Origin of the sequence: Streptomyces sp. NPDC005576, assembly GCF_042871745.1 — a bacterium.
In the GTDB taxonomy this organism is placed as follows: Bacteria; Actinomycetota; Actinomycetes; order Streptomycetales; family Streptomycetaceae; genus Streptomyces.
Window position 1 is genome coordinate 163,690 of the sequence record NZ_JBIAJC010000006.1, and the last position, 26,243, is coordinate 189,932.

24 protein-coding genes are annotated in these 26,243 nt (G+C 71.2%); 10 read left to right on the forward strand and 14 right to left on the reverse strand.

Annotated features, from left to right (window positions below):
* Positions 1-229: 229 nt before the first annotated feature.
* The 4 genes from ACFYPN_RS12675 (at position 230) to ACFYPN_RS12690 (ending at position 4,663) form a co-directional block, all read left to right on the forward strand.
* Complete coding sequence (locus ACFYPN_RS12675) at positions 230-1,219, forward strand: acetylxylan esterase (RefSeq protein WP_389298030.1); 990 nt, start codon at positions 230-232, stop codon at positions 1,217-1,219.
* A 177-nt stretch (positions 1,220-1,396) separates the two neighbouring features.
* Positions 1,397-2,404, forward strand: a complete 1,008-nt coding sequence (locus ACFYPN_RS12680; RefSeq protein WP_358756358.1) for an ROK family protein — start codon at positions 1,397-1,399, stop codon at positions 2,402-2,404.
* Positions 2,401-3,081 carry an N-acetylmannosamine-6-phosphate 2-epimerase gene (locus ACFYPN_RS12685; RefSeq protein WP_389298032.1) on the forward strand — a complete coding sequence of 227 codons (681 nt, stop codon included), beginning with the start codon at positions 2,401-2,403 and terminating at the stop codon, positions 3,079-3,081. The genes ACFYPN_RS12680 and ACFYPN_RS12685 overlap by 4 nt, the downstream gene beginning before the upstream one ends.
* A gap of 79 nt (positions 3,082-3,160) precedes the next feature.
* Entirely contained in the window at positions 3,161-4,663 is a 1,503-nt protein-coding gene (locus tag ACFYPN_RS12690; protein ID WP_358756354.1) for a sialate:H+ symport family MFS transporter, read from the forward strand.
* 61 nt (positions 4,664-4,724) lie between these two features.
* On the opposite strand, the gene ACFYPN_RS12695 is transcribed toward ACFYPN_RS12690, so the two are convergent.
* Positions 4,725-5,180: a hypothetical protein gene (locus tag ACFYPN_RS12695; RefSeq protein ID WP_358756353.1), complete on the reverse strand. Its 456-nt coding sequence runs from the start codon at positions 5,178-5,180 to the stop codon at positions 4,725-4,727.
* A gap of 151 nt (positions 5,181-5,331) precedes the next feature.
* On the opposite strand from ACFYPN_RS12695, the gene ACFYPN_RS12700 reads away from it, so the two are divergent.
* On the forward strand, positions 5,332-5,925 hold the full coding sequence (locus tag ACFYPN_RS12700; protein ID WP_358756351.1) for a helix-turn-helix domain-containing protein: 594 nt from the start codon (positions 5,332-5,334) through the stop codon (positions 5,923-5,925).
* A 43-nt stretch (positions 5,926-5,968) separates the two neighbouring features.
* Here the strand turns inward: ACFYPN_RS12700 and ACFYPN_RS12705 are convergent, their stop codons facing one another.
* The 4 genes from ACFYPN_RS12705 to ACFYPN_RS12720 form a co-directional block, all read right to left on the reverse strand.
* A complete protein-coding gene (locus ACFYPN_RS12705) occupies positions 5,969-8,065 on the reverse strand; it encodes a beta-galactosidase (RefSeq protein WP_358756349.1) in 2,097 nt (698 codons plus the stop codon).
* Between the two features lie 126 nt (positions 8,066-8,191).
* On the reverse strand, positions 8,192-9,529 hold the full coding sequence (locus ACFYPN_RS12710) for a sugar ABC transporter substrate-binding protein (protein ID WP_358756347.1): 1,338 nt from the start codon (positions 9,527-9,529) through the stop codon (positions 8,192-8,194).
* Positions 9,530-9,619: 90 nt separating this feature from the next.
* Positions 9,620-10,564, reverse strand: coding sequence for a carbohydrate ABC transporter permease (locus ACFYPN_RS12715; protein WP_358756345.1), 945 nt, complete (start codon positions 10,562-10,564; stop codon positions 9,620-9,622).
* A gap of 5 nt (positions 10,565-10,569) precedes the next feature.
* Positions 10,570-11,496 carry a sugar ABC transporter permease gene (locus ACFYPN_RS12720; RefSeq protein WP_358756343.1) on the reverse strand — a complete coding sequence of 309 codons (927 nt, stop codon included), beginning with the start codon at positions 11,494-11,496 and terminating at the stop codon, positions 10,570-10,572.
* Between the two features lie 237 nt (positions 11,497-11,733).
* Between ACFYPN_RS12720 and ACFYPN_RS12725 the strand changes: the two genes are divergently transcribed.
* Positions 11,734-12,780, forward strand: a complete 1,047-nt coding sequence (locus tag ACFYPN_RS12725) for a LacI family DNA-binding transcriptional regulator (protein ID WP_358756341.1) — start codon at positions 11,734-11,736, stop codon at positions 12,778-12,780.
* Positions 12,781-12,817: 37 nt separating this feature from the next.
* Here ACFYPN_RS12725 and ACFYPN_RS12730 read toward each other — a convergent pair whose 3' ends face one another.
* The 6 genes from ACFYPN_RS12730 to ACFYPN_RS12755 all read right to left on the reverse strand — a co-directional run bounded on the left by ACFYPN_RS12730 (position 12,818) and on the right by ACFYPN_RS12755 (position 18,313).
* The gene (locus ACFYPN_RS12730) at positions 12,818-13,255 is read right to left on the reverse strand and encodes a hypothetical protein (RefSeq protein ID WP_358756339.1); all 438 of its coding nucleotides are present in this window, start codon (positions 13,253-13,255) and stop codon (positions 12,818-12,820) included.
* 130 nt (positions 13,256-13,385) lie between these two features.
* The gene (locus tag ACFYPN_RS12735; RefSeq protein WP_358756337.1) at positions 13,386-14,015 is read right to left on the reverse strand and encodes a hypothetical protein; all 630 of its coding nucleotides are present in this window, start codon (positions 14,013-14,015) and stop codon (positions 13,386-13,388) included.
* A gap of 97 nt (positions 14,016-14,112) precedes the next feature.
* Positions 14,113-15,279 carry an ROK family glucokinase gene (locus ACFYPN_RS12740; RefSeq protein WP_358756335.1) on the reverse strand — a complete coding sequence of 389 codons (1,167 nt, stop codon included), beginning with the start codon at positions 15,277-15,279 and terminating at the stop codon, positions 14,113-14,115.
* A 135-nt stretch (positions 15,280-15,414) separates the two neighbouring features.
* Positions 15,415-16,266 carry an ATP-binding cassette domain-containing protein gene (locus tag ACFYPN_RS12745; RefSeq protein ID WP_358756333.1) on the reverse strand — a complete coding sequence of 284 codons (852 nt, stop codon included), beginning with the start codon at positions 16,264-16,266 and terminating at the stop codon, positions 15,415-15,417.
* Complete coding sequence (locus ACFYPN_RS12750) at positions 16,263-17,327, reverse strand: ABC transporter permease (RefSeq protein WP_358756331.1); 1,065 nt, start codon at positions 17,325-17,327, stop codon at positions 16,263-16,265. Before ACFYPN_RS12750 ends, ACFYPN_RS12745 begins: the two co-directional genes overlap by 4 nt.
* On the reverse strand, positions 17,324-18,313 hold the full coding sequence (locus tag ACFYPN_RS12755) for a sugar ABC transporter substrate-binding protein (RefSeq protein ID WP_358756329.1): 990 nt from the start codon (positions 18,311-18,313) through the stop codon (positions 17,324-17,326). Before ACFYPN_RS12755 ends, ACFYPN_RS12750 begins: the two co-directional genes overlap by 4 nt.
* A gap of 270 nt (positions 18,314-18,583) precedes the next feature.
* Between ACFYPN_RS12755 and ACFYPN_RS12760 the strand changes: the two genes are divergently transcribed.
* Positions 18,584-19,582, forward strand: coding sequence for a Gfo/Idh/MocA family oxidoreductase (locus ACFYPN_RS12760; RefSeq protein ID WP_358756327.1), 999 nt, complete (start codon positions 18,584-18,586; stop codon positions 19,580-19,582).
* A gap of 8 nt (positions 19,583-19,590) precedes the next feature.
* Here ACFYPN_RS12760 and ACFYPN_RS12765 read toward each other — a convergent pair whose 3' ends face one another.
* On the reverse strand, positions 19,591-20,787 hold the full coding sequence (locus tag ACFYPN_RS12765) for a cytochrome P450 (protein ID WP_389298036.1): 1,197 nt from the start codon (positions 20,785-20,787) through the stop codon (positions 19,591-19,593).
* Positions 20,788-21,004: 217 nt separating this feature from the next.
* On the reverse strand, positions 21,005-21,919 hold the full coding sequence (locus ACFYPN_RS12770) for a DMT family transporter (RefSeq protein WP_389298038.1): 915 nt from the start codon (positions 21,917-21,919) through the stop codon (positions 21,005-21,007).
* Between the two features lie 325 nt (positions 21,920-22,244).
* Here ACFYPN_RS12770 and ACFYPN_RS12775 point away from each other — a divergent pair, with 325 nt between their 5' ends.
* Positions 22,245-23,075 carry an aldo/keto reductase gene (locus ACFYPN_RS12775; protein ID WP_389298040.1) on the forward strand — a complete coding sequence of 277 codons (831 nt, stop codon included), beginning with the start codon at positions 22,245-22,247 and terminating at the stop codon, positions 23,073-23,075.
* Between the two features lie 42 nt (positions 23,076-23,117).
* Complete coding sequence (locus ACFYPN_RS12780) at positions 23,118-24,098, forward strand: DUF2804 domain-containing protein (RefSeq protein ID WP_358756320.1); 981 nt, start codon at positions 23,118-23,120, stop codon at positions 24,096-24,098.
* Between the two features lie 127 nt (positions 24,099-24,225).
* On the opposite strand, the gene ACFYPN_RS12785 is transcribed toward ACFYPN_RS12780, so the two are convergent.
* Complete coding sequence (locus ACFYPN_RS12785) at positions 24,226-24,555, reverse strand: putative quinol monooxygenase (RefSeq protein ID WP_358756318.1); 330 nt, start codon at positions 24,553-24,555, stop codon at positions 24,226-24,228.
* Positions 24,556-25,029: 474 nt separating this feature from the next.
* On the opposite strand from ACFYPN_RS12785, the gene ACFYPN_RS12790 reads away from it, so the two are divergent.
* On the forward strand, positions 25,030-26,208 hold the full coding sequence (locus ACFYPN_RS12790; protein ID WP_358756316.1) for a Cmx/CmrA family chloramphenicol efflux MFS transporter: 1,179 nt from the start codon (positions 25,030-25,032) through the stop codon (positions 26,206-26,208).
* The last annotated feature ends 35 nt before the right edge of the window (positions 26,209-26,243 follow it).

The following is a 26,243-nucleotide window of genomic DNA, read 5'->3' on the forward strand; positions in this document are numbered from 1 at the left end:
TCCCGAGAGCCTGACGCGACGCCCGAGGAGCCCGCCGGGGCGCCCGAGAGCCTGTGGCGGCACCCGAGAGCCTGTCGGGCGGCTTCCCGCCGGGCGGACATCACCGGCGGGCATTCGCTTGACGGAGACCGACCCCCTCCCTAAAGTTCCGATTCCGACAGGACATCTGACGTCTCCTGTCCTATCGGTGCCGTTCGGTACCGTTCGGTACTGCCTGGAGGACCCGCCCATGCCGTCGGTCGATCTCCCCCTCGATGACTGCCTCACCTACCGGCCCGACCTCCCGGAACCCGACGGATTCGACGCCTTCTGGTCCGACACCCTGGCCGCCGGCCCCGGTGGAGTCGCCCCCACCGGGGCGGTGTTCACCGAGGTGACCGCGGGCCTCCCCCAGGTGCGCGTGTACGACGTCAGCGTCCCGGGCCACGGCGGCCGGCCCGTGCGGGGGTGGCTGCGCATGCCCGCGCGGTCTGAGGGACCACTGGGCTGCGTGGTCGAATTCCTGGGCTACGGACGGGGACGCGGGCTGGCCCACGAGAACCTCCTCTGGGCCTGCGCCGGTTACGCGCACCTGGTCATGGACACCCGCGGCCAGGGGTGGTCCGCCGCCGTCGGAGCGACCGACGACACCGACGCGGGCGCGGCGGGGGCCATCCCGGGGTTCCTGACGCGCGGCATCGAGAGTCCGCAGACCTACTACTACCGGCGGGTCGTCACCGACGCCGTCCGGTGCGTGGAGGCGATGCGCGAGCACCCCGAGATCGACCCCGCGCGCATCGTGGTGACCGGGGTCAGCCAGGGGGGAGGCATCGCCCTGGCCGTGTCCGGCCTGGTTCGCGGCCTGGCCGGCGTGATGCCGGACGTGCCCTTCCTGTGCAACTTCCCCCGGGCCGCACGCATCACGGCCCTGCCGCCCTACACCGAGATCGCCTCCTACCTGAGCCTCCACCGCGACCGGGCCGCATCGGTCTTCCGTACGCTGTCGTACTTCGACGGGGCCCACCACGCCGTACGGGCGACCGCGCCGGCCCTCTTCTCGATCGCGATGATGGACGAGATCTGCCCGCCGTCCACCTGCTTCACGGCCTACAACCGGTACGCCGGGCCGAAGGAGTTGGAGGTGTACGGGTTCAACGGCCACGAGGGCGGCGCGGAACACCACCGGAGTCGACAGCTCACCTGGGTCCGCTCGCTGTTCGACAGATCCGCCACCGCGTAGTACCGCGACGGTCCGCGCATCGCGCCGGCCTCCCTGCGGGACCGGCCCACCTCACGTCTCATGTCCTGATCCGATTCTCGCCGCTGGACACTGCCCGACCGGCGTTCCGAACGAGTGGGAGCTCGCCACCATGCCCCTGACCACACCGCCGCACGGTGTCCGCCCGGTGGCGGCCCGATGAGCGCGGGACCCACCAGTACGGCCGGCCGCACCAGTGCTGCCGGCCCCACCGGAACCACCCTGACCACCGGAGCGGCCGTCATCGGCCTCGATCTCGGCGGCACAAAGATCGCGGCGGCGCTCTTCGCCGCCGACGGCACCGTCCTGGCCCGGCACACCCGCCCCACCCCCGCCCGGGACGGTGCGCCCGCCGTGCTCGACGCGCTCGCCGCGGCGGCGGCCGAGGTGGACCCCGGAGGGCTGGCGGCGGTGCTCGGCATCGCCGCCGCCGGGGTTGTCGATCCCCGCACCGGCGTGGTCACCAGCGCCACCGACTCGATCACCGGGTGGGCGGGCACCCTGCTCGGCGCCGGCCTGGCGGACCGTACGGGACTGCCGGTGGCCTGCGACAACGACGTACGGGCCACCGCCGGGCCGGAACTCGCCGCCCTGCGCGACCCGCACGGTTCGCTGCTCTTCGCGGCCGTCGGGACCGGCGTGGGCGGAGCGCTCGCCGTCGACGGGCGGATGCTGCACGGGGCGTACGGCCTGGCAGGCCACCTGGGCCACATGCCCAGCGCGGAGGCCGCCGGACTGCCCTGCACCTGCGGCACGGACACCACCGGTCACCTGGAAGTCATCGCGTCCGGCCCCGGCATCACCGCTCACTACGAGCGGCTCACCGGCACCCCGGTGGACCGGCTCGAAACGGTCGCCGCCCGTGCCACCGGAGGCGACCGTGCCGCCGTGCACGCCATCACCACCGGAGCGACGGCTCTGGGCCGGGTCCTCGGTGGCCTCGCCAACGCTCTCGGCCCCGACCGGGTCGTCGTGGGCGGCGGGGTCCCCCGGATCGGCGCGACCTACGGACGGGCGCTGGCCGCGGCGTTCTCCGCCGAACTGATGCCTCCTCTGCGCGGACGGCTCGTACCCGAGTCCCCGCTCTTCGGCCACGACGCCGCCGTACTGGGCGCGGCCGCACTGACCACGTCCCTTCCCCTCCACCGACCGGGAGTTCCCCGATGACCGCACAGCATCCGGCCGACACGCTCCGAGGCCACCTGATCGTCTCCTGCCAGGCGCCCCCCGGCGACCCCATGCGCGAGACCTCCACCCTCGTACGGCTGGCCCGCTCCGCCGCCCTCGGCGGGGCGTCGGCGATCCGCGCCAACGAGCCGGAGGTCGTCGCCGCGATCGTCAAAGCCGTGGACCTCCCGGTCATAGGGCTGTGGAAGGACGGCGACACCGGTGTCTACATCACCCCGACCGTCCACCACGCCCTGGCGCTCGTCGGGGCGGGCGCCGCCGTCGTCGCCGCGGACGCCACCGACAGGCCGCGCCCCGACGGCTCGTCCTTCGCCGAACTGGTCACGGCCGTGCACGCGGCGGGCGCACTGGTGATGGCCGACGTCTCCACGCTCGCCGAGGGCATCGCCGCGGCCGGACTCGGGGCCGATTTCGTCTCCACCACCCTCTCCGGCTACGTGGCGGGCTCTCCGCAGCAGCCGGGCCCGGACCTCGACCTGGTGGAAGCGCTCGCGGCCGCCGTCTCCGTGCCGGTCGTCGCCGAGGGCCGGCTCCACACGCCCGAGCAGGCCCGCGAGGCTCTCGGCCGTGGTGCCCACAGCGTCGTGGTCGGCACCGCGATCACCGCACCCACCGCGCTGACCGCACGTTTCGTCGCCGGTCTCGCCCGGCCCTGAGTGCCACCGGCCTCGTCCGGCCGCCCTGAGCGTCCACCGGACGAGGCCGCCGCCCGGCGGTCGGCAGAAGTACCGCATCATGGAACGCATCGTGCTGAAATCACCCACGCTCCCCTGGTACCGCGAGGTCGGCGGCGCCTCCTGGAAGTCCTTCCTCGCAGCCTGGATCGGGTACGTCCTCGACGGGTTCGACTTCGTCCTGATCACCCTCGTCCTCACCGAGGTCGCCGACGAGTTCGGGCTGGGCACGACGCAGGCGGCCGGCCTGGTCTCCGCCGCCTTCGTCACCCGGTGGCTCGGAGGGGCGGTCCTGGGCGCCCTCGGCGACCGTTACGGGCGCAGGCTCTCCATGGTGGTCAGCATCCTGCTCTACTCGCTCGCCACCTTCGCGTGCGGATTCGCCTGGAACTACCAGAGCCTCTTCGCGGCCCGGCTCGCCATCGGAATGGGCATGGCGGGCGAGTACGGTGCCGGGGCGACCTACGTCCTGGAGAGCTGGCCCGCCCGTCTGCGCGGGCGGGCCAGCGGCTTCCTGATCTCCGGCTTCTCCCTGGGATCGGTACTGGCCGCGCAGGTCTACGACTGGGTGGTGCCCTCGCTCGGCTGGCGGTGGATGTTCTACCTCGGTCTCCTCCCGATCGCGGTCGCCCTCTGGATGCGACGGACCCTGCCGGAGACCGAGGCGTGGACGGAGGAGGTCGGGGCCCCGGCCATGATCCGCCGGACACCGCCTGGCCCGCTCCGTCCGCTGTTCCGTACGCCGCGGGTGGCCGTGGTGAACACCGTCCTCGCCGTGATCGCGACTCTCTCGCTCCTCCTGGTGTTCACGCCGGGCGGCGCAGGGCTCGTGCCCCCACTGTCGGCGGTCGCGGGCCTCTGTCTGGTCGCGTTCGCGGTACAGCTGGGCGGGCGTCGGAGCTGGCTGCTCCACGTGTCGATGATCGTGACGCTCTTCTTCGCGTTCCTCTACTCCTGGCCCATCCAGTCGCTCCTCCCCACTTACCTCAGGACCGAGCTGGGTTACAGCGGAGGCCAGGTCACCGGAGTCCTCTCCTTCGCCGGCTTCGGCACCATGGCCGGCTGCTGGGCGGCCGGCTTCCTCGGCGACCGGATCGGCGTGCGCAAGACGTATGCGCTGACCCTGCTGACCTCGCTCGTCTTCGTCGTCCCCGTCTTCGCCGTACGCGACAACGTGCTCGTACTCGGCTGTCTGCTGTTCCTGCTCCAGGCCACCGGATTCGGGATCTCCGGGCTGCTGCCGCGCTACATCGGCGGCCACTTCCCCACCCGCGGCCGCAGCGCGGCGCTCGGCTTCACCTACAACGTCGGGGCGCTGGGCGGGGCGGTGGCCCCCGTGCTCGGGGCGCATCTGGCGTCCGGCATGGACCTGGGGAGGGCCCTGGCCGTACTCACCTTCGCGGGCACGGTGATCGTGGTGTTCCTGATCGGCTTCGACGTTCCGGCGCGGCTGAACAGACTGACCGACCCGGATGCCCCGGACGACCACCTGGCTCCGAGTCCGGCTCCGGCTCCGAACGCGACTCCGGTACCTGCGCCGCGGCCGGTACCCACGAAGCACTGACCGCCACCGGCTGCCGGGACCCGGGGACGGGTCGCCCCGGGAAGGTCCGGCGCCCGATCCCCTACAGGGCGGCGAGTTCGGCGTTCGCCCTGGCGGTGACGTGGGCGAGGGCACGGGCCGCGACCTCGCGTTCGGCCGCCGGAAGCTCGCCGTACAGCCGCTCGGTCAACCCGGCCGCCGCGTCCGTGAATCCTCGGTGGGCCGCCCCGCCCCTGTCCGTGAGGGACATATGGTCACCGTCGAGCAGCCCCGCCCCGGCGAGTCCGGCCAGCAGCGCGTACGCCTCCGGCTCGTCGATCTTGAGTGTTGCGGTCACCCGGTCGACGGCGCCGGCTCGGCCGAGCCCGTCGGCTACCGCCTTGAGCGCCACGGACTGGTGGAACGTCAGGCCCGAGGCGGCGAGCAGCCGATCCCGCACCGCGGCGATCGCGTGGTAGGCGATGCCGATCACCTGGCCGTTGAGCTGGAGGGTCGCATCGGAAGAGGAGGAGGAAGAGGAGGTGACGGTGGCAGCCATGTCGTGAATCTCCTGGTGGCAAAGGCTCGTTGAAGGACCCACCATCGGCCGGAAGGTGCCGCGGTCGACGTACCGCAACAATAAGCGGAGAGTTCTCCGCTTTCAAGAGGTAACCGGAGAGCTCTCCGCTACGTCCGTTACGCTGCTCCTCATGACCGCCCCCGTCGAACGCGCCGACGCCGCCCGCAATCGCCTCCGCATCCTCGATGCCGCCCGGCGCCTGCTCGCGGCGGACGGCTTCGCCGAACTCTCCCTGGACGCGGTGGCCAAGGAAGCCGGGGTCGGGGTCGGCACCGCCTACCGGCGGTTCCAGAACCGGGCGGGCCTCGTCTACGCCTTGATCGACGACAACGAGTCCCGCTTCCAGCAGGCGTTCGCGCGGCACTGCGAGGACGCGACCCCGTCGGCGCCCGAACGCCTCCGCGCCTTTCTGCACGGAATGGCAGAACTGGTGGACAACAACCGGGAGTTGCTCCTCCTGGCGGAGGCCAGCATGCCGGCGGGGCGCTATCACAGCGCCCCGTTCCGCCGGCACCACGACCAAGTCGTCGACATGGTCGCCGAGATCGCCCCCGACAGCGACACCGCCTACTTGGCGGACCTGCTCCTCATGGCGTTCACCCCCGGCCTCTTCGCCTTCCAGCGCACCGAGCGCGGTTGGGACCTGGCCCGCATCAAGCGTGGCCTCGACACGCTCATCGCCGGTATCGGGGGCGCCGCAGGGGCCGATCGGCAGCCGGCGTAACCGGTGCGACGGGAGCCGTGCCTGCCGACCGGCGCACCGGCCGCTACACCGCGCGCCGCCTCGTCGTCTGCCGCAGTACGGCGACCTCCCGGGGGCGCAGGACGAACCCGGCACCGGCCGGCGGTCCCACGAGTACGTCACCGGTCAGTCCGGGCAGCGGGACCTCTGCGTCGCCGTGGTTCACGAGGAACACGTAGCGGTTCTCGCCGTCGCGTCGCACGACCTGTTCGACCACTCCCCCGGCCTGCTCGGGCAGTTCCCCGGTGACACCGGCCGGCTCCAGCAGCCCGGGGAGGAGTACGGCCAGGCCCTCGGCACCGAGGCGGGTGGACACGTACGTCGCCGAGCCCTGTTCCGGGGCGCGGCGGCGGGTGACCGCCGGGCGCGAGGCGTACGTGCCGGTGCGGTAGCGGGCGAGGATCTCCACGTCGGTACCGGTGACGTCGATCCGGTCGGTCCAGAGGCTGCCGGTCGTGGTGCTTCCGGCACCGGGCGCGAGGCCGGGATCGAGGCCGAGATCGAGGTCCACCGTCTCCCCGTCGAGCAGCGGGCCGAACTCCTCGACACGGATGCCGAGCAGGTCGCGCAGGGCCCCCGGGTAGCCGCCGAGCCAGATGTGGTCGTTCTCGTCGACGACGCCGGAGAAGTAGGTGGTGACGAGGTGGCCGCCGCCTTCGACGTAACGGGTGAGCTCCTTGGCGAGGGGCTGCGGCACGACGTGCAGGACCGGCGCGATCACGACGTCGTACGGGCCGAACTCGGTGCGGTGGGCGGGCACCACGTCGGCGCGGACACCCAGGTGCAGCAGTGCCGAGTACCAGTCGAGGGCCTCGCGGTGGTAGTCGAGGAGGGAGGTGGGGTGCGAGTCCTGCTCGCTCGCCCACCAGGAGTCCCAGTCGAAGAGGATCGCGACCCGGGCGGGTTCGCGCCCGCTGCCGTTGAGGGGTGCGAGCGTCTCCAGGGTCCGCCCCAACCCGACCACGTCACGGTAGAGCCTGCTGTCCTCCCCGGCGTGCGGAACCATCGCCGAGTGGTACTTCTCGGCGCCGGCCGCGGACTGGCGCCACTGGAAGAAGCAGACGGCATCCGCACCGTGGGCGACGTGGAGCAGCGCGTCGCGTGCCAACTCGTCGGGTCGCTTGGGCGGATTGATGGGTTGCCAGTTGACGGCGCTGGTGGAGTGTTCCATGAGGAACCAAGGCCGGTGGCCCGCGATCCCGCTGGTCAGGTTGGCACAGAAGGAGAGTTCCTCGCGGCTGCGCGGTCCGGTGGTGGCGTAGTGGTCGTTGGAGACGAAGTCGACCGCGTCCGCCCAGTCCGCGTAGTCCATTCCCTTCGTTCCGCTCATCACCATGAAGTTGCTGGTGACCGGGGTGTCGGGGGTGATCTCGCTCAGAATCTCCCGCTCGGCGAGCAGGTACCCCTTGAGCGCGTCCGAGGAGAAGCGCTTGAAGTCGAGTTGCTGGGTCGGGTTGGGGTGCGACCCCGCCAGGCGGGGCGGCAGGATCTGGTCCCAGTCGCTGTAGTGCTGGGACCAGAAGTTGGTGCCCCAGGCGTGGTTGAGGGCGTCGAGCGTGGTGTAGCGGCGGCGGAGCCAGTCGCGGAAGGCAAGGGCGGCGTCGTCGGAGTAGTCGTAGATGTTGTGGCAGCCCAGTTCGTTGCTGACGTGCCAGGCGACGAGGGCCGGGTGGTCCGCGTAGCGGGTCGCCATCTCCCGCACGAGGCGCAGTGCGTGGGTGCGGAAGACGGGCGAGGTGGGCCGCCAGTGCTGCCGCGCACCGGGCCATACGGTCTCTCCGGTGGCGGTCACCGGGAGGATTTCCGGATGCTCGGTGGTCAGCCAGGGCGGTGGCGACGCGGTGGCGGTGGCGAGGTCGACGCCGATGCCGCCGGCGTGCAGCAGGTCCATGACCTCGTCGAGCCAGCCGAAGTCCCAGCTGTCGGCGGCGGGTTGGAGACGGGCCCAGGAGAAGATCGCCAGGGAGACGATGTTCACCCCGGCGTCCCGCATCAGCCGGACGTCCTCCTCCCACACCTCCCGCGGCCACTGCTCGGGGTTGTAGTCGGCGCCGTAGCCGAGCCGGCGGCTGCCGTCCGGGCCCTTCGCGTACGGGAAGCGGGAGATGCGGGGGGAGGTCATGCGCGTCCTTCCGGAGGCCGGCGTGGGGAAGAGGTGACGGGGGCGGTGCCCGCTGATCAGGGTGCGGTCAGGGCGTGGCCCAGCCCCGGCGACGAGCGGCGGACACCGCCTGAACGGCCTCGGGTGCTACTTCTCGACGGTGAAGCCCTGCTCGCTGCCGTACTGGAGCGACTTGTCCTGCCACGACTTCAGACCGTCCGACAGCTTGGTCGAGGAGATGTACGCCTTGCCGACGGTGTCGTTGAAGATCGAGTTGGCGTACACCTGGTACGGCAGGTAGTTCCAGCCGCTGGGCACGCTCTTCGCGGAGGCTGCGAAGATCTCGTTGGCCTTCTGACCGCCGAAGTACGGGAACGCGGTGTCCTGGAACTCCTTCGAGTCCAGGTCCGCGGTGGTCGCCGGGAAGGCGCCGTTCTTGATGCGGGTCTGCACGCCCGCACCGGAGTTGGCGTACTCGACGAAGGCGTAGGCGAGTTCCTTGTTCTCGCCCTGCGCGGGCAGCGCGAGCGAGCTGCCACCGTTCTCGGCGCTGGCGTTCGCGCCGGCCTCCCACTGCGGCAGCGCGGCGACGCGCCAGTCACCGGCGGCGTCCTTCACGCCGGAGGCGAAGTTGGCGGGCATCCAGGCGCCGATCGGCAGGGTCGCGATGGTCCCGTCGCCCAGGCCCTTGTACCAGTCGTCGCTCCAGCCGGCGATCGGCGAGACGAGCTTTTCGTCGATGAGCTTCTGCCAGGTGTCGGTGTACTTGACCGCGCCCGCGTCGGTGAAGTCGACGCCGACCTTCGTGCCGTCGACCTTGTACGGGTGCGAACCGGCCTGCCAGAGCAGGCTGGTGGTGAGACCGGCGTCGCCGAGGTCGCTGGTGATGTACGCCTTCGGGTTCGCCTTGTGCAGTGTCCGGGCGGCCTCGACGTACTCGTCCCAGGTGGTCGGCACGGCGATCTTGTACTGGTCGAAGACCTTCTTGTTGTAGAAGAGCGCCATCGGTCCGGAGTCCATCGGGAGGCCGTAGACACCGCCGCCGGACGAGACCGAGTTCCAGGGACCGGGCGAGTACGAGCCGGCCAGTTTGTCGGCGCCGTACGCCTTGAGGTCGACGACCTCCTTCGTCAGGGCGTACTGGCCGAGCGCGTAGTACTCCAGCTGAGCGACGTCCGGGACGCCCTTCTCCGCCGAGATGGCGTTGGACAGCGCCTTGTACTCGTCGTTGTTGGTGCCCGCGTTGACCAGCTTGACATCGACCTTCGGGTACTTCTTCTCGAAGTCCTCGGCGACCTGCCTCAGGGTGGGCTCCCACGCCCACACCGTGACGGTGCCGCCCTTCTGCAGTGCGGCCTGAATGCCGGACGAACCCACCGGCTTCTGGGCCGAGTCGTCGTCGGAGCCACCGCAGGCGGTCGCCCCCAGGGCCAGGGCGCAGACGAGACCGAGACCGCGCAACAGGCGGCGTGAGTGCTGGGGCATGGCGGTATTTCCACTTCCTCGTGGTCGGTCGACATGACGTGCGGACAGTCGGGGGGGAGAGGCAGCGCACGCGCGACGCCCCGGCCCGCGCTACTCCTTGACGCTTCCGGCGGCGAGGCCGGACTGCCAGTACTTCTGGAGCAGCAGGAAGGCGGCGATCAGCGGCACGACGGTGAGCAGCGAGCCGGTGACGACCAGGTTGAAGACGGCCTCGCCGCCGGCCGTGGCGGCCTGTTTGTTCCAGGCATCCAGGCCGAGGGTCAGCGGGTACCAGTCGGGGTCCTTGAGCATGATCAGCGGCAGGAAGTAGTTGTTCCAGGTCGCGACCGTGGTGAAGAGGAGCACGGTGACGGTACCCGGGGCGAGCAGCGGCAGGGCGACCTGGAAGAAGGTGCGCAGCTCGCTCGCCCCGTCGATGCGGGCGGCCTCCATCAGCTCGACGGGGACGGCCTCGGTGGCGAACACCCACATCAGGTACAGGCCGAACGGTGAGATCAGCGAGGGGACGATGACGGCCCAGGGGGTGTCCGTCAGCCCGATCTTGCTGAACAGCAGGAAGGTCGGCACGGCGAGCGCGGTGGTCGGCACGGCGACGGCGCCGATGACGACGGCGAGCACGGCGCGCTTGCCGGGAAACTGGAACTTGGCGAGGGCGTAGCCGCCCAGTACCGCGAGGAGGGTGGCGCCGCCCGCACCGACGACGACGTAGAGGAGGGTGTTGAGGAGCCAGCGGCCGAAGACCCCGTCCTGGTAGGTGAAGGTCCGGCTGAGGTTGTCCCACAGGGCGAAGTCGCCGTCGAACCAGAGCCCGAAGGAACGGGCCAGTCCGGTCTGCGACTTGGTGGCGCTGAGCACCAGCCATACCAGCGGGAGCAGGCTGTAGACCAGGACCACGGTGGTGACCAGGGTCAGCAGGACGCTGCGCCGGGGGCGGCCCGGGGTGTGTGCGCGGCGCGGCATGCGCAGGCGGGGTGCGGCGGCGCTCCTGGGCGTCGCGGCGGGTCGTGCGGTCTCGGTCGCACTGTTCGTCGTCATCACGTTCACGCTTCCTTGCGCATGCCGCGCAGTTGGACGGCGTAGGCGACGATCATGGTGATCACGCCCATGACGATGGCGACCGTCGCCGAGTAGTTGTGCTGCTGGCCGGAGAAGGACAGCGAGTACGTGTAGTAGTTCGGGGTGTAGTCGGTGGTGATGGTGTTCGGCGCCAGCTTCTGCAGGATGGCGGGCTCGTTGAAGAGCTGGAAGCTGCCGATGACCGAGAAGATCGTCGCGATGACCAGGGCGCCCCGGATCGCCGGGAGTTTGATGGCGGAGATGACCCGCCACTGACCGGCCCCGTCGATCTCGGCGGCCTCGTAGAGGGAGTGCGGGACCACGCGCAGGGCCGAGTAGAAGATCAGCATGTTGTAGCCGACGAATTCCCAGGTGACGATGTTGCCGATCGAGGCGAGGACCAGTCCGGAGGAGAGCGGGTCGGGCAGGTGCACGCCGAACGCGTCGTTGATGTCGCCCACCAGGCCGAAGCGGGGGCCGTACAGGAAGCCCCACATGAGGGTGGCGACGACGGCGGGCACCGCGTAGGGCAGGAAGACGGATATCCGGAAGAACTCCTTGCCGTACAGGCGGCCGCTGTCGATGGCGAGCGCGACGAAGAGCGCGATGCCGAGCATGATCGGCACCTGGACGACCAGGAAGAGTCCGACACGGGCGACACCGTCCCAGAACTGTGGGTCCTGGAATGCCTGTTGGTAGTTGTCGAAGCCGACGAACGTGGTGCCGCCGATCAACTGGGTGCGGAAGAGGCTCAGGTGGATCGAGTATCCGAGCGGCACGAGGAAGACCAGGGCGAAGACGAGTACGAAGGGGCCGATGAATCCCCAGCCGGCCCATGAACGGCGGGGCCGTGCCACCGGCGGTCCGGCCGGGCGGGCCCCTGTGGCCGCCGACGGTTGCAACGTCGTCATCTCGCGTCCCTCGCTCGTGCTTCACCGGACCGGAATACGTTCACGCACACGTTCCGGAAGGTGACCTGGCCGGGGGCGGCTCGCTCGCCCCGCCCGCCCGGCGTTATGTTTACGTAAACATTCGGTGGCGGCATGTCTACACTGCCCCCAGATGGGCGGTCAAGAGCCGTACACGAAAGGCGACATCCGATGAGGGAGACGGTGGACGAAGCAGGCGAACGCCCCAGGGACCCAGGCATGTCCCCGCCCGGTCCGACACCCGGAGACGGGCATCCGACGCGCCGCAGAACTGTTTCGATGGCGGATGTGGCCCGCGTCGCCGGGGTGTCCTCCCAGACCGTCTCCCGCGTCTCCAACGGTTTCCCCGGCGTGAACGAGGAGACCCGCCGGCAGGTCCTCGCCGCGATGAAGGACCTCGGTTACCGCCCCAACAGCGCGGCCCGCGCCCTCAAGCGCGGGGAGTTCCGCACCATCGGCGTCATCACTTTCACGCTCTCCACCACCGGCAACGTGCGCACCCTGGAAGCCATCGCGACCTCGGCCGCGCAGGAGGGGTACGCGGTCACCCTGCTGCCGGTCGCGGTCCCCACCCAGGACGAGGTACGGGGCGCTTTCTCGCGCCTCGGTGAGCTCGCCATCGACGCGGCCATCGTCATCATGGAGGTCCACCTCCTCGACGAGGCGCGCCTCTCGCTGCCGCCGCACGTGAAGGTGGTCGTCGCGGACTCCGATGCCGGGGACCGCTACACCGTCGTCGACACCGACCAGGCGGGCGGCACCCGCGATGCCGTCAACCACCTTCTGGGACTGGGCCATCGCACCGTCTGGCACCTCGCGGGCCCGGAGGGTTCCTACGCGGCACAACGCCGGACGGACGCCTGGCGTACGGCGCTGGAGGACGCGGGAAGGGTACTGCCGCCCCTCGTACGGGGCGACTGGTCGGCGGAGTCGGGCTACCGGGCGGGGCTCCACATCGCCGAACAGGCGGAGTGCACCGCCGTGTTCGCGGCCAACGACCAGATGGCGCTCGGCCTGCTGCGCGCCCTCCACGAGCGTGGCCGCCGGGTGCCCCGGGACGTCTCCGTCGTCGGTTTCGACGACATCTCCGAGGCCGGCTCCTTCCAGCCGCCGCTGACCACCGTCCACCAGGACTTCGGCGAGGTGGGCCGCCGTTGCGTCGCGGGCGTCCTGCACCAGATGCGGCAGAGCGGACCCGAGCACGGAACGACCCTCGTACCGACGCGACTCGTCGTGCGGGAGAGCACCGCGCCGCCGCCGGCGTGACGCCGCGGCGGGCGGTTGCGGGCCGGCTCCGGCCGGGCTACACGTCGTCGCAGAGTGCGCGGGCGTGGTCCAGGTCCTTCATCACCGCCGGGCCGAATTCGAAGGTCACGGAGTGACGTTGCTGGGAGTCGCGGATGGCCTGGGCGAGCGGCTTGTACCGCGCATCGCCCGCTGCCGCCGATGCGGACAGTGCGCCGGCCGCCGCGTAGCGGTTGAGCGCGATGTCCCCCGCCGGTCCCTTCGCCGTGTACAGGTTCGGGTCGAATCCGTCGAGTGCCTGGCACGCGGCGCGCGCGTCCGCGGCCGGGCTTCCTTCGGCGGAGGCGCCGCCGGTGCTCAGTGCCCAGGCGACGCCCGTCCCCGCGGCTCCGAGCACCAGCCCGGCCAGGAGAGGGAGGAGCACGGTCCTGGTGCGATTGCGGGGCTGTTCCGGGACGGTCGGTCCGGGGGCGTGGTGAGGCTGCGGTGGCTGCATCCGGCCCACGGTAGCGGGGGTCAGGCCGGAGCGGGGCGGGAAGGCGGGGCTTTCCGGACCCGACAGCCCTCCTGGCGCGGCGAGTTGCCGTAAAGGTGGGCCAACTCCGCCTCCCGGCTGATGGATTCGCTCAGGGAGTGGCCGCGGAGACCACGTAGACGACCGGGGATGCCGGGTCGGTCATGTTCACGGTGATGTTCTGGGTGGGCCGGGGGTCCTTGTTCTTGTGCGTCGTCCCGGCCCACTCGGCGCCGTACCAGAAGTTCCAGTCGGTGATCCGGATGTCCCGCTGGGAGATCGTGATCCTGCCGGTCTTCAGGGCCGCCCGGTCGGTGCCCATCCCGCTGAGGAAGCGGTCGAGACCGGCGGAGGTGGTCCGGAACTTCAGATACATCCGGCTCGCCTTCCAGTTGTTGGTCTCGTAGTACTGCACGCCGGTCGCGTTCCCCGGCACGGGTACTTCGAAGATCCGCCGCTGCATCCGCGACGGCCAGCTCAGGCGCAGCCCCTGGGCTGCTGCCTCGACCTCCTTGTCCTTGCCGGACCTGCGGCTCTGGCCGGCCGAGACGAGCAGGTAGCCGGCCGGGATGCCGATCAGCAGCACGATGATGGTCGCGGTGATCAGCCGCCTGCGGAAGACCCGGCGCGGGTCGTGCGCGGGGTCACCGTCCCCCGGGGGGCACTGGTGCGGCACCGCGGGCTGCTCTGCGGCGTCGGCGATCACGGTTCCCTCGGGACTCGGATGCTCGGCTGCGGTCATGATCTTCGGATCCCTCGGAGCTTCGGTACGCGGGCGGGGTTGGGGGGCGGCCGGCGGCGCCGGGCGGGAGCGGGCCCCGCGCGGTTCGCCCGGACTGTCAGTCGCCGGTACGGGCGCTCCGCGTGCTGCGCAGGGTGCTCGCGGCCTGGTCGTAGATCTGCGCGTACCGCTCGTACCTCTCGACCCGGCGGCGGTTGGCGCGGCGGAAGCGGCGGGCGACGAGCCGGGCGAGGTCGGCGGCGCCGACCATGCCGGCCTCGGGGCCCAGCTGCGCCCGGACGATCCGGGCCTCGGGGCGGTAGCCGCGGCCGGTGAGGTGGCGTTTGAAGGCGTCCCGGGCGGGGCCGATCAGCAGGTCGTCGGCGGCGCTGACGCCACCGCCGATGACGAAGCAGGAGGGGTCGAGCGCGGCGGCGAGGTTGGCGATGCCGACGCCGAGCCACTGGCCGATGTCCTGGAAGAGCTCGATGCACATCGCGTCGCCGTCGCGGGCGAGCTCGGTGATGAGCGGTCCGGTGATCTCCGGGATGTTGCCCTTGACACGCTCGATGAGGTTGTGGGCGACCGGGGAGTCGGCGGCGGCCAGTTCCTTCGCCTCGCGGACCAGGGCGTTGCCGGAGCTGTACTGCTCCCAGCAGCCCCGGTTGCCGCAGGGGCAGCGGTGGCCCCCGGGGACCACCTGCATGTGTCCGAACTCGCCGGCCACGCCGTACTTGCCCCGCTTGACCTGCCCGTCCTCCAGGATCGCGCCGCCGATCCCGGTACCGAGGGTGATCATCACCAGGTGGTCCTCGCCCCGGCCGGCACCGAAGCGCCATTCCGCCCAGGCGGCGGTGTTGGCGTCGTTGTCGACCATGACGGGCACGACGAGCCGGGAGGCGAGGGCGTCGCGCAGCGGTTCGTCGCGCCAGGCGAGGTGGGGGGCGAACAGCACCTTGGAGCGGTCGGCGTCGACCCAGCCGGCCGCGCCGATGCCGACGGCGTGCACGTCGTGGCGGTCGGAGAGGTCCAGCACCAGTTCGACGATGGTGTCCTCGACGACCCGGGGGCTCTTGGACTTGTCCGGCGTCTCGGTGCGCAGCGTCTCCAGGATGTTGCCGTCGGCGTCGACGACCCCGGCCATCACCTTGGTGCCGCCGATGTCGATGCCGACGGTGGGGACGCGGGGCGCCGTGAGGTGGGAGCGCCGCTCCCGCGTACCGACGGTCTTGAGGACGGTGGCGCGGGCGGAGCCGCGGTGGGTGAAGTCGCGGTACGTGCTCATCGTCCCTGCGGTGTCTCAGGTGGCCGGCGGGTCAGTGCCGCCGACGGCGGACGGCGCCCACCTCGGTCGATTCTGCCACTGCCGTCCGCCCGCAGCCGCCTCGGCGGCTTCCGCCGCGGCGGAGCCGCCGTCGGTTCACCGGGTGTCGTCGTCCACCCGGTGGCCGCCGATGGAGGTCGGCGCGGAGGCACGTGCGAGTTCGTGGCTGAGCTCGTCGAGCTCGCTGCCGCCCGCCATCTGCCGGGTCAGCTCGTCGAGCGTGACGTCGCCCCTGGTGTGGCTGCCGGCCATCGCGCCCCGCTTGAGGAGGACGAACCGGTCGCCGACGAGATACGCGTGGTGGGGGTTGTGCGTGATGAGGACCACTCCGAGTCCGGCGTCCCGGGCGGCCGCGACGTACTTGAGTACGACTCCGGACTGCTTGACGCCGAGCGCGGCGGTGGGCTCGTCCAGGACGAGGACCTTGGCGCCGAAGTGGACGGCGCGCGCGATCGCCACGCACTGCCGTTCGCCGCCGGAGAGGGTGCCGATCGGCTGGTCGACGTCGCGCAGGTCGATGCCCATGCGCAGCAGTTCCGCGCGGGTCGTCTCGCGCATCAGCCGGACGTCCAGGCGCTTGAACGGGCCGGTGCCGGTGGTCGGCTCGGAGCCGAGGAAGAAGTTGCGCCAGACCGGCATGAGCGGGACGACGGCGAGGTCCTGGTAGACGGTGGCGATGCCCCGGTCGAGGGCGTCGCGGGGGTTGGCGAGGGTGGTCTCCTCGCCGTCGATCCGGAAGGCTCCCTCGTCGTGCCGGTGCAATCCGGCGATGATCTTGATGAGGGTGGACTTGCCGGCGCCGTTGTCGCCGAGCACACAGGTGATCTCGCCCGCGTGGACCTCCAGCGAGACGTCGGTCAGGGCCTTGATGCTGCCGTAGAACTTGCTGACGTGGTCGAGCTGGACCAGCGCCTGGGGGGCCGTGGCCCCGTTGGCCGGGGCCGTCATGTCGTCGCCTCCGCGCGCTTGCGTACCCAGGTGTTGAGCAGGGTGGCCAGGAGCAGCATCGCTCCGAGGAAGAACTTGAACCAGTCCGGGTTCCACTCGGCGTAGACGATGCCCTTGCTGGTCATGCCGAAGATGATGGCGCCGACGGCCGAGCCGATCGCGGAGCCGTAGCCGCCGGTGATCAGGCAGCCGCCGATGACGGCCGCGATGATGTAGATCAGCTCGTTGCCGACGCCCTCGCCGGACTGCACGACGTCGTAGCTGAAGAGCAGGTGCTGGCCGGAGACCCAGGCGGCGAACGCCACTCCGAGGTAGAGGCCGATCTTGGTACGGATCACCGGGACGCCGACCGCACGGGCCGCGCCCTCGTCGCCGCCGACCGCGAAGATCCAGTTGCCGAAGCGGGTACGGAGCAGGATCCAGGTGGCGACGGCGACCAGGCCCGCCCACCAGAGGAGCGTCACCTTCAGCTCGACGCTGCCGAGGGTGAGCTGCGAGGCGAAGACGGCGTGGGCGGAGTCGAAGCCCCACATGTCACCGATCGCCTTGGTCGACACCGTGTCGCTGATGAGCTTGGTGACGCCGAGGTTGAGGCCGGTCAGCATGAGGAAGGTGCCGAGGGTGATGATGAAGCTCGGCAGCTTGGTCCGGGTCAGCATGAACCCGTTGAACGCGCCGAAGGCCAGCGTGACCAGCAGCGAGACGAAGACGCCGACCCAGACGTTGGCCGTCATCTGGTAGCTGAACATCGAGGAGATCAGCGCCGAGCTGGTCACCATGACGCCGGCGGAGAGGTCGAACTCCCCGCCGATCATCAGCAGTGCCACCGGCGCGGCCATGATCCCGATGGTGGAGGCCGCGTAGAGCACGGTGCCGAAGCTGGACAGCTGCAGGAAGCTGCTCGCGACCACGGCGAAGAAGAGGAAGACGGCGACGGCGCCGACGACCGAGCCGAGTTCGGGGCGGCCGAGGAGCCTGCGCAGCGGTGAGGTGCGCAGCAGCCTCTCGTCGGCCCGGCCCGGTGCGGGGGCGGGGGCCGTGGTCTGTCCGGTTCCCGTCATCGTGTGCCCCGGGCCGTGTACTGGGCGAGTTCGTCGGCGTCGTCTGCCGTGATGATCTGCGGACCGGTGAGGACGGGCCGGCCGCCGCCGAGGACGTTGCGGTTGAAGCGGTAGAGCCAGAGCAGGTCGATGGCTTCGTAGCCCTGGAGGTAGGGCTGCTGGTCGACGGCGAAGCCGAGCGTCCCGGCCTTGAGTCCGGTGGCGACCTTGGCGTTCAGGTCGAAGGTGTCGATCTCGGCGTGGCTGCCGGCGGACTTCTTGGCCTGTGCGGCGGCGTCGGCGAAGGGGGCGCCGAGGGTGACGACGGCGTCGATGCTCTTGTCGGTCTGGAGCTTCGCCTCGATGGACGCCTGGACGTCGGGCATGTTGGTGCCATCGACGTAGAGGTTGGTGGTCTTGCCGTCGAAGTTCTTCTTCACACCGGCGCAGCGCTGCTCGTGGCCGACGTTGCCCTGTTCGTGCAGGACACAGAGGGCGTTCTTGCGGCCGCGCGTGTTCAGTTCGTCGCCGACCGCCTCGCCGGCGATCGACTCGTCCTGGCCGATATGGGTGATCGCGCCGTAGGCCTTGGACTGGGCGGAGCCGGAGTTCACGGTGATGACCGGGATGCCGGCCTTGGTGGCCTTGGCGACGACGTCCTTCATCGCCTCCGGCTTGGCGAGCGAGACGACGATCCCGTCGACCTTCTTGTCGATCGCGGTCTGGACGAGCTGCGCCTGCTGCTGCGCCTCGTCGTTGTGCGAGTACAGGAAGTTGATGTTGTCCTTGCCTGCCGCCTCCTCGGCGCCCTTCTGGACGATGTCCCAGAAGGTGTCGCCATCGCCCGAGTGGGTGATCATGGCGAACGTCCAGCGGGGCGTGTTCACGGCGGAACGGCCCTCGGAGGCGGCCTGGGACGCGGCCGCGCGTTCCTCCGCCCGCCTGCCGCCGGTGCTGCTGCATCCCGCGAGGGATGCCCCGAGCGCCACTGCCAGCACGGCGCCCATCGCGCGTACCCCTGTCCGAACCCTTGCCACGAAGCCGTGCCCTTCTTGTGCCGCTCACTCTGCCGCCCGGTGTGCCGCGGACGTGTGAGGTCCCGGCCCGGCTGCCCAAGTATCCCCGAGGTTCGACGGGCGGCACCCGGCAGGGCCCGGACAAATGAATGTGTCGTCCGGGCGCGCGGGCGAAATCCCAGGTCGTAGGGGGCAACGGCCCCCGGCCGGGGCCCCTGCGCGTGCTTGACACGGCGCCAGGGCGGACGCCACGGTGAGGCCATGCGTATCGGACTGGTCGGAACGGGACGTATCGGCACATTCCACTCGGAGGTGCTCAGCCGTCATCCCGCGGTTGATTCGCTCGTCGTGGCGGACGCGGATCCCGCGCGCGCGGCGGCTGCGGCGGCCCGCACGGGCGCGACCGCGGTGGAGGTCGACGACGTCTTCACCGGCCGGGTGGACGCGGTGGTGATCGCGTCGGCCACGGCCGCCCACGCCGGTCTGATCGGACGCGCCGCGCGGGCGGGGCTGCCCGCGTTCTGCGAGAAACCGGTCGCCCTGGACCTGCCGGGGACGCTGGCCGCGCTGGCGGAGGCCGAGGCGGCGGGGTCGGTGCTCCAGCTCGGCTTCATGCGCCGTTTCGACGCCGGGTACCGCGCGGCGCGCGAGGCGGTCCGCGAGGGACGGCTCGGCCGGCTGCACACCGTGCGCGCCGTCACCTCCGATCCCGCACCGCCGCCCCCCACCTACCTCACCCTCTCCGGCGGCCTCTTCCGCGACTGCCTGATCCATGACTTCGACATGGTCCGGTGGGTGACCGGCCGCGAGGTGACCGAGGTGTACGCCACCGGATCGGACGCGGGTCCGGCCGCCTTCCGCGAGGCGGGGGACGTGTCGAGCGCCGCCGCCCTGCTGACGCTGGACGACGGGACCCTGGTGACGGCCACGGCGACCCGCTGCAACGGCGCCGGGTACGACGTACGGATGGAACTGGCGGGCGAGCTGGACCAGATCGCGGTGGGCCTCGACGACCGCACCCCGCTCACTTCGGTGGAACCGGGGTGCCCGGACGCCCCGCTGAAGGCGTGGTCGGGCTTCCTGGAGCGGTTCGCCCCGGCGTACGAGGCCGAGCTCGACGCCTTTCTCCGGCTGGCGGCGGGCCGGGCGGAGAATCCGTGCGACGGCCGGGAGGCCCTGGCGGCGCTGCGGGTCGCCGAGGCGTGCGAGCGTTCACGGCGGCAGCGGCGCCCGGTGGCGCTCGCCGAGATCCCGGGCTGAGTCCGGCCCTACCAGCCGATCGGCAGGCGCTCGGGTCCCCGGATCAGCATCCCGGTACGCCAGGTGAGCCGCTCCGGATCGGCGTCCAGCCGCAGTCCGGGGCAGCGCGCCAGCAGCGAGCCGATCGCGATCCGTGCCTCGACGCGGGCGAGGGGTGCGCCGAGGCAGTAGTGGATGCCGTGGCCGAAGGAGACGTGGCCGCGCGCGTCCCGGGTGATGTCGAAGCGGTCGGCGCCCTCGAAGCGGGCGGGGTCCCGGTTGGCGTCGGCCAGCGCGACGAGGACGAGTTCGCCGCCGCCCGGGATCACCGTGGAGCTGACGGGGAGCGGGTCGGTGGTGAAGCGGTAGGTGGGCGTCTCGACGGGGCCGTCGTAGCGCAGGATCTCCTCCACCGCATTCCCGATCAAGCCCGGTTCGGCTCGCAATGCCTTCAACTGGTCCGGGTGGGAGAGGAGATGGAGCACGCCGTTACTGATGAGGTTGACCGTGGTCTCATGGCCGGCGACGAGTAACAGCCATGCCATGCCCGCCAGTTCGTCGCCGGAGAGCCGGTCTCCCTCCTCGTCCGCCGTGTGGATGAGCGCGCTCATGAGGTCATCGCCCGGCTGCCCCCGCTTGTCGTCGAGCAGCCCGGCGACGTACGCGGTCATCGAGGCGACGGCGGTACTGCGCGCCTCGGCGTCGGTGGAGGCGAGCGCGGTGTTGGACCAGTTCCGAAAGCTGCGCCGGTCCATGGCGGGCACACCGAGCAGCTCACAGATGACCGCCATGGGCAGCGGGAAGGACAGCGCGTCGACGAGATCGGTGCGGCGGCCGGGTTCCGACAGCATGACGTCGAGCAGCTCGTCCGTCATCTGCTGAATGCGCGGGGCGAGTTGTTCCATACGACGAGGGGTGAACTCGCGGCCGACCAGCTTGCGGAGCCGGGTGTGGTCCGGGGCGTCGGAGCTGAGCATGGTCTTTCCGGCGGTCACCTGGTGGACACCGAGGAGCGGCGAGGCGTTGCTCCAGTCCTTGGACAGCCTCTGATCGGCGAGGAGTTCGCGTCCGGCCTCGTATCCGACCACGAGCCAGGCGGGCGTCCCGTCGGGGAGGACCACCCGGTGGACCGGCCCCCGGGCGCGGAGTTCGGCGTAGAAGGGGTACGGGTCCCGGGTGAACGCCTCGCCGAGTGCGCCGAGATCAAGTGTGGCGTCGATGGTCACTGCGGTTCCTTTCGGAGGGCCGGGCGCGCCGGAGCCGGTACGGTCCGCGGCCGGCGTGGCGGCAGTGGAGGGACACCGCCCCGTGCGAGTCCCTACCTCACCTGGGGGCGGTCCAACCCTCATGCCGCGGGGCGCTGTTGCGCACGGCTGCGGCACGCGGGCCTGACGGACCGCCCCGGACCCGTCAGGCCCGGCCTGACGGACCGCCCCGGACCCGTCAGGCCCGCGTGCCGCGCCGCCCCCAGGCCGTTCCGGCGAGGACCAGCACCGCGCCCACCGCCCCGAGAACACCGAGGCGCTCGCCCCCGATCGCGATGCCGACCGCGGCGGCCCACAGGGGTTCCGTACCGAGCAGCAGGCTGACCCGGGACGGCGAGGTGCGCCGTACCGCCCACATCTGCACGAAGAACGCGAAGAGCGTGCAGAACGCGGCGAGGAAGAGCAGTCCGGCCCACTCCCCCGCGCCGAATCCGGCGGCCACCGTCCAGGGCGCGGTGCCGGTACCGGGTGCGGCGGCCAGCACGGCGAAGACGGCGACCGCGCTGCCGAGCTGGACCGTGGTCAGGGAGAGCGAGTCGGCCGACCGGACGGCCTTGATCCGGGCCATCGCGAGGACGTGGACCGTACGGGCGAGGGCGGCGAGCAGCATCAGCAGGTCACCGCCGGAGGGGCTGGTGAACCCGCCGCCCTGGGTCAGCAGCACCACGCCCGTGACGGAGAGCCCGGCGGCGAGGAGGAAGCGGCCGGTCGGCCGGGTTCGGCTGACCGCCGACTCCGCGAGCGGGGTGAAGATCATGGTGAGGCTGATGATCAGCCCGGCGTTCGTCGCCGAGGTGTGCACGATTCCGTACGTCTCCAGCAGGAAGATCCCGCTGAGGATGAGACCGAGCAGCCCCGCGCCCCGCCACTGGGCCGCCGTGAGGGCGCGGAGACCGCGCGCTCCGGCGACGGCCAGGACGGGCAGCACGACAGCGAAGCGCAGGACGAGGACCGCGACGACGGTCCCCGGTGTGGTGATGCCCTTGGCCGCGAGGTAGCTCGATCCCCAGACGACGGCGACCGCCAGTACGGGCAGGTCGGTCGACCAGGCGGGGCGGGACGGGGCGACGGCGGGCAGGGCGGCAGCGGACACTCGGTACTCCTGGTACTCGTGGGTTCTCGCGCGGCGAGGGGTCTGCCGGCGGGGGCGGATCCCCGCGACCGGGGATCTCCGCGCGGCGGAGACGTCATCGCGAGGGACGCGGCGTGGGAGACCTCGCCGGCTCGCGCACGGACCGGGTCACGCTATCCGGCGCCGTTCCCGGGGCGGAACCCGCGTCCCCGGTCGCGTTCACCCGTTCGCCGAACACGCGCACCCCGCGCCCCCGCCCCCGCACGGGCCCCGTCCGCCGCGACCTGCCCGGCGGCACCGGCCGTCCTACGCTGGCGGGACCGCACGGAACCGGGAAAGGACGATCATGAGCGCCACCCCGCAGCTCGCCCTCCTGGACCACCGCACCCTTCCCGCGGTCGGTCTCGGCACCTATCCGCTGGACGACGACGAGGCGGAGGAGGCCGTCGCCGGGGCGCTGGGCCTCGGCTACCGGCTCGTCGATTCGGCGAAGAAGTACGGCAACGAGCGCGGTACCGGACGCGGGATCGCCCGCAGCGGAGTGCCGCGCGAGGAGATCACCGTCACCACCAAGGTGCCCGGCCGCCACCACGGCTACGAGGAGACGCTGGCCTCCTTCGAGGAGTCGCGGGCCGCGCTCGGCGTCGACCGGGTCGATCTCTATCTCATCCACTGGCCGCTGCCCCGCGTGGACAAGTACGTGGACACCTGGAAGGCGATGATCAAACTCCGTGAGGAGGGGCTGGTCCGCTCCATCGGTGTTTCGAACTTCTCCCCCGCGCAGCTCGACCGGCTGGAGCGGGAGACCGGGGTGGTGCCCGTGGTCAACCAGATCGAACTGCATCCGCTCCTCCCCCAGGACGAACTGCGGGAGGTGCACGCGGCGAAGGGCATCGTGACGCAGGCCTGGAGTCCGCTGGCGCGCGGCCGCGAGGTGCTGGAGGCACCGGAGACCGTGGCCATCGCCCGCGAGCACGGGGTGACGCCCGGCCAGGTGGTGCTGCGGTGGCACACCCAGCTGGGCGTGGTGCCGATCCCGAAGTCGGCCGACCCGGGGCGGCAGCGGGAGAACCTCGATCTGTTCGGCTTCGAGCTGACGCCGGACCAACTGGACCGGATCGGTTCGGGGGACCGGCACCGGTTCGGCGGCGATCCGGACGACCACGAGGAGTTCTGACCGCCCGGTCCGAGGGCCGCCCGGTGGCCCTATTCTGCGCGGATGACGCATGAACCCGAGCTGACGTCCCCCGTCGACCTCTGCCGCCCCGACGGGCGGCTGAACCCCGCGGCGGTCGGCTGGACCCGCCGCCCCCTGCACACCGCCAACCTGCGCGGCTGGGGCCGGGGAAAGCGCTGGGAGTACTGGGGAATCGTCACACCGGACCACATCGTCGGGCTGGTCGTCTCGTCACTGGACTACGCGGGCGTGCACGAGCTCTACGTACTGGACCGGGCGACCGGCGTCGAGCACCGTACGGACGCGGTGGTGCCGCTGGCCCGTGGCACGGTCCTGCCCGCACGCAGCGGCGAGGGCTCCGTCTCGGCCCGGACGGGCACCCTGGAGATCGACATCGCGCAGACCCCGGGCGGCTCCACGATCCGGGCGACCGGGCCGGACGTGCGCCTCGACGTGGAGGTGCCGCTGCCTCCGGGGCACGAAGCGCTCGGCGTGGTCGTTCCGTGGAGCGGCAAGCGGTTCCAGTACACCGTCAAGGACGTCGGGCGACCCGTGCGCGGTACGTTGGCGGTGCGGGGGCGGACGTACGCGGTGGGCGGTCCGGACGCGTTCGCCGTGCTGGATCACGGCCGCGGCAAGTGGCCGTACACGATCACGTGGAACTGGGCGGCCGGAGCGGCTCCGGGGCGCGCGCTCCAGTTGGGCGGCAAGTGGACCGAGGGCACCGGCGTCACGGAGAACGCCCTGTTCGTCGACGGCCGCCTGCACAAGATCGGCGAGGAACTCCGGTGGAGTTACGACCGGTCCGACTGGCTGCGGCCGTGGCACATCGCCGGAGAGCGGGTGGACGTGTGGTTCCACCCGTTCCACGAGAAGGCCGGCCGGACGAACCTCGGGGTCGTCGCCAACGAGACCCATCAGTGCTTCGGCACCTTCAGTGGCTGGGCCCTGACCGACGACGGGACGGCGACGGATCTCGACGGACTGGTCGGCTGGGCCGAGGAGGCGCACAACCGGTGGTAGCGCCGTAGCCGTTGCCGGCGGTGGCGCTACCAAGAGCCCGGTGGTACGGGCGACGGGCCGGACCTGTGCGGTCGGCGCTGCGACGGCCGCCCGCCCGGACCACCGCCATCCCTCCCCCCGCCTCTCCTCAGCGGTTGACCGGGGCGACCTCCGCCATCCGGGACCAGCCGTCGCCCGGGACCTCGACGTTGATGATTTCGGGGACCTCGGCGACCAGGGACGACATTGTTTTGATGGCGGCCTGGAAGTGGGCGGACTGCACATGTGCCTCGCCCGCTTCGGCCGACCGGAAGGCTTCGAGCAGCACGAACTGGTTGGGGTTCTCCACGCTGAACGACCAGTCGAAGAAGACGTTGCCCGGCTCGGAGCGGGTGGCGAGGGTGAACTCCTCCATCGCGGGGAGCCAGTTGTCGCGTTCGGCGACGAGGACGGTGAACTTGACGGCGATGAAGATCATGGCTGCTCCTGGTCGGGACGTACGGTGACGTGCCGCCGGGCACCGGAGGCCCGGGCCGCACCGCGACCAGGGTGACATACCACCGCGTACCGAACCTTCCGGGCGCACCGATCCGCTCCGGCACCCCCGGTCCCCGTCCCCGTCCCCGCCCGCGCCCGTCGTTCCTCCGGTGCCGCGACCGGCCATGTGTGCCACCGGCGACGGGCGAAGCTTGCCGGGAGGGGCACTGGCTGTTGCGGGACATGACGTTGGTGGCACAGGTGCCTCACGGGGCGTCGGTCGGGTAGCGTGCGAGCCATGTCGAGTCCTGAGTCAGACGAGGTGGGGGCTTTCGGTCACGCCGTCAGCCCCCTGAAGCCCTGAGCCTGTAGCCCTGTCGTCGCGCCGCATTCCGTGGTGGGACGAGTGTGCCCATGGGGCCGGCCGCGGTGACGAGATGACCTTCCCGTGCTTCTCCTCACCTCGGAGCCTTCGATGTCTCTCCCGCTGTACCTGCTTGCTGTGGCGGTTTTCGCCATGGGCACCTCGGAGTTCATGCTCGCCGGCCTGTTGCCGGACGTTGCCTCAGATTTCGACGTCACCGTCGGGACCGCCGCCACGCTCACCTCGGCCTTCGCGATCGGCATGGTCGTCGGGGCCCCGCTTGTGGCCGCGTTTGCCCGCAACTGGCCCAGGAGATCCAGCCTTCTCGCATTCATCCTCGCTTTCGCGGCAGCTCACGCCGCAGGGGCCGTCACCACCAGCTTCCCGGTCCTGCTCGCTACCCGGGTCGTCGCCGCGCTCGCGAACGCAGGGTTCCTGGCCGTCGCTCTGACGGCTGCCGCCACACTGGTCCCGCCGGACAAGAAGGGCCGTGCGCTCGCCGTGCTGCTGTCGGGCACAACGGTGGCCACGATCGCCGGTGTCCCCGGAGGGTCGGTACTCGGGACGGTGCTCGGCTGGCGGGCCACATTCTGGGCAGTCGCCGCTCTCTGCCTGCCCGCGGCTCTCGGCGTCCTGAGGGGCATCCCGGCGGGACGCGTGAAGGCCGAGGCGACCGGCGGCCCTGCCTTGCGGGCGGAGCTCGCCCTGCTCACCAGGCCGCGGTTGATCCTGGTGATGCTGCTGGGCGCGCTGGTGAACGCGGCGACATTCGGAAGCTTCACCTTCCTCGCTCCCGTCGTGACCGGCACCGCCGGGCTGGGTGAGCTGTGGATCTCTGTCGTTCTGGTGCTCTTCGGTGCCGGTTCCTTCGTCGGCGTCACCGTCGCCGGCCGACTGTCGGACCAGCGTCCCGGTCTGGTCATCGCGGTCGGTGGTCCGCTGCTGCTCATCGGCTGGCCGGCTCTGGCGGTCATGGCCGACAGGCCGGTCGCCTTGTGCACCCTCGTGTTCGTGCAGGGCGCGCTGTCGTTCGCCCTGGGCAGCACACTGATCACCCGGGTCCTCTACGAGGCAGCACAAGCCCCCACGATGGCCGGCTCGTATGCGACCGCGGCACTCAACATCGGCGCCGTCGCCGGCCCTCTGGTCGCCGCGACCACCCTCAGTACCGAGGCCGGGGGCCTCGGACCGCTGTGGGCGAGTGGACTCCTGGTCGGTGTCGCGCTACTCCTCGCCCTCCCCCTCCGCACCGGCGTCGCGGCCGGCCGGAGCGACGAGGTGTTCCAGTGACACATGCGAACGCCCCTTGAACGTCGAAGGAAGCC

Excerpts from the sequence above, each read along its gene's own strand:
- ACFYPN_RS12785 (WP_358756318.1), bottom strand. The coding sequence starts at position 24,555 with ATGATCTTCATCGCCGTCAAGTTCACCGTCCTCGTCGCCGAACGCGAC.
- ACFYPN_RS12755 (WP_358756329.1), bottom strand. The coding sequence starts at position 18,313 with ATGGGCGCCGTGCTGGCAGTGGCGCTCGGGGCATCCCTCGCGGGATGC.
- ACFYPN_RS12725 (WP_358756341.1), top strand. The coding sequence starts at position 11,734 with ATGTCCCCGCCCGGTCCGACACCCGGAGACGGGCATCCGACGCGCCGC.
- ACFYPN_RS12750 (WP_358756331.1), bottom strand. The coding sequence starts at position 17,327 with ATGACGGGAACCGGACAGACCACGGCCCCCGCCCCCGCACCGGGCCGG.
- ACFYPN_RS12780 (WP_358756320.1), top strand. The coding sequence starts at position 23,118 with ATGACGCATGAACCCGAGCTGACGTCCCCCGTCGACCTCTGCCGCCCC.
- ACFYPN_RS12720 (WP_358756343.1), bottom strand. The coding sequence starts at position 11,496 with ATGACGACGTTGCAACCGTCGGCGGCCACAGGGGCCCGCCCGGCCGGA.
- ACFYPN_RS12715 (WP_358756345.1), bottom strand. The coding sequence starts at position 10,564 with ATGACGACGAACAGTGCGACCGAGACCGCACGACCCGCCGCGACGCCC.
- ACFYPN_RS12685 (WP_389298032.1), top strand. The coding sequence starts at position 2,401 with ATGACCGCACAGCATCCGGCCGACACGCTCCGAGGCCACCTGATCGTC.
- ACFYPN_RS12700 (WP_358756351.1), top strand. The coding sequence starts at position 5,332 with ATGACCGCCCCCGTCGAACGCGCCGACGCCGCCCGCAATCGCCTCCGC.
- ACFYPN_RS12735 (WP_358756337.1), bottom strand. The coding sequence starts at position 14,015 with ATGACCGCAGCCGAGCATCCGAGTCCCGAGGGAACCGTGATCGCCGAC.
- ACFYPN_RS12695 (WP_358756353.1), bottom strand. The coding sequence starts at position 5,180 with ATGGCTGCCACCGTCACCTCCTCTTCCTCCTCCTCTTCCGATGCGACC.
- ACFYPN_RS12680 (WP_358756358.1), top strand. The coding sequence starts at position 1,397 with ATGAGCGCGGGACCCACCAGTACGGCCGGCCGCACCAGTGCTGCCGGC.
- ACFYPN_RS12675 (WP_389298030.1), top strand. The coding sequence starts at position 230 with ATGCCGTCGGTCGATCTCCCCCTCGATGACTGCCTCACCTACCGGCCC.
- ACFYPN_RS12745 (WP_358756333.1), bottom strand. The coding sequence starts at position 16,266 with ATGACGGCCCCGGCCAACGGGGCCACGGCCCCCCAGGCGCTGGTCCAG.
- ACFYPN_RS12690 (WP_358756354.1), top strand. The coding sequence starts at position 3,161 with ATGGAACGCATCGTGCTGAAATCACCCACGCTCCCCTGGTACCGCGAG.
- ACFYPN_RS12740 (WP_358756335.1), bottom strand. The coding sequence starts at position 15,279 with ATGAGCACGTACCGCGACTTCACCCACCGCGGCTCCGCCCGCGCCACC.
- ACFYPN_RS12710 (WP_358756347.1), bottom strand. The coding sequence starts at position 9,529 with ATGCCCCAGCACTCACGCCGCCTGTTGCGCGGTCTCGGTCTCGTCTGC.
- ACFYPN_RS12705 (WP_358756349.1), bottom strand. The coding sequence starts at position 8,065 with ATGACCTCCCCCCGCATCTCCCGCTTCCCGTACGCGAAGGGCCCGGAC.
- ACFYPN_RS12760 (WP_358756327.1), top strand. The coding sequence starts at position 18,584 with ATGCGTATCGGACTGGTCGGAACGGGACGTATCGGCACATTCCACTCG.
- ACFYPN_RS12790 (WP_358756316.1), top strand. The coding sequence starts at position 25,030 with ATGTCTCTCCCGCTGTACCTGCTTGCTGTGGCGGTTTTCGCCATGGGC.
- ACFYPN_RS12775 (WP_389298040.1), top strand. The coding sequence starts at position 22,245 with ATGAGCGCCACCCCGCAGCTCGCCCTCCTGGACCACCGCACCCTTCCC.
- ACFYPN_RS12730 (WP_358756339.1), bottom strand. The coding sequence starts at position 13,255 with ATGCAGCCACCGCAGCCTCACCACGCCCCCGGACCGACCGTCCCGGAA.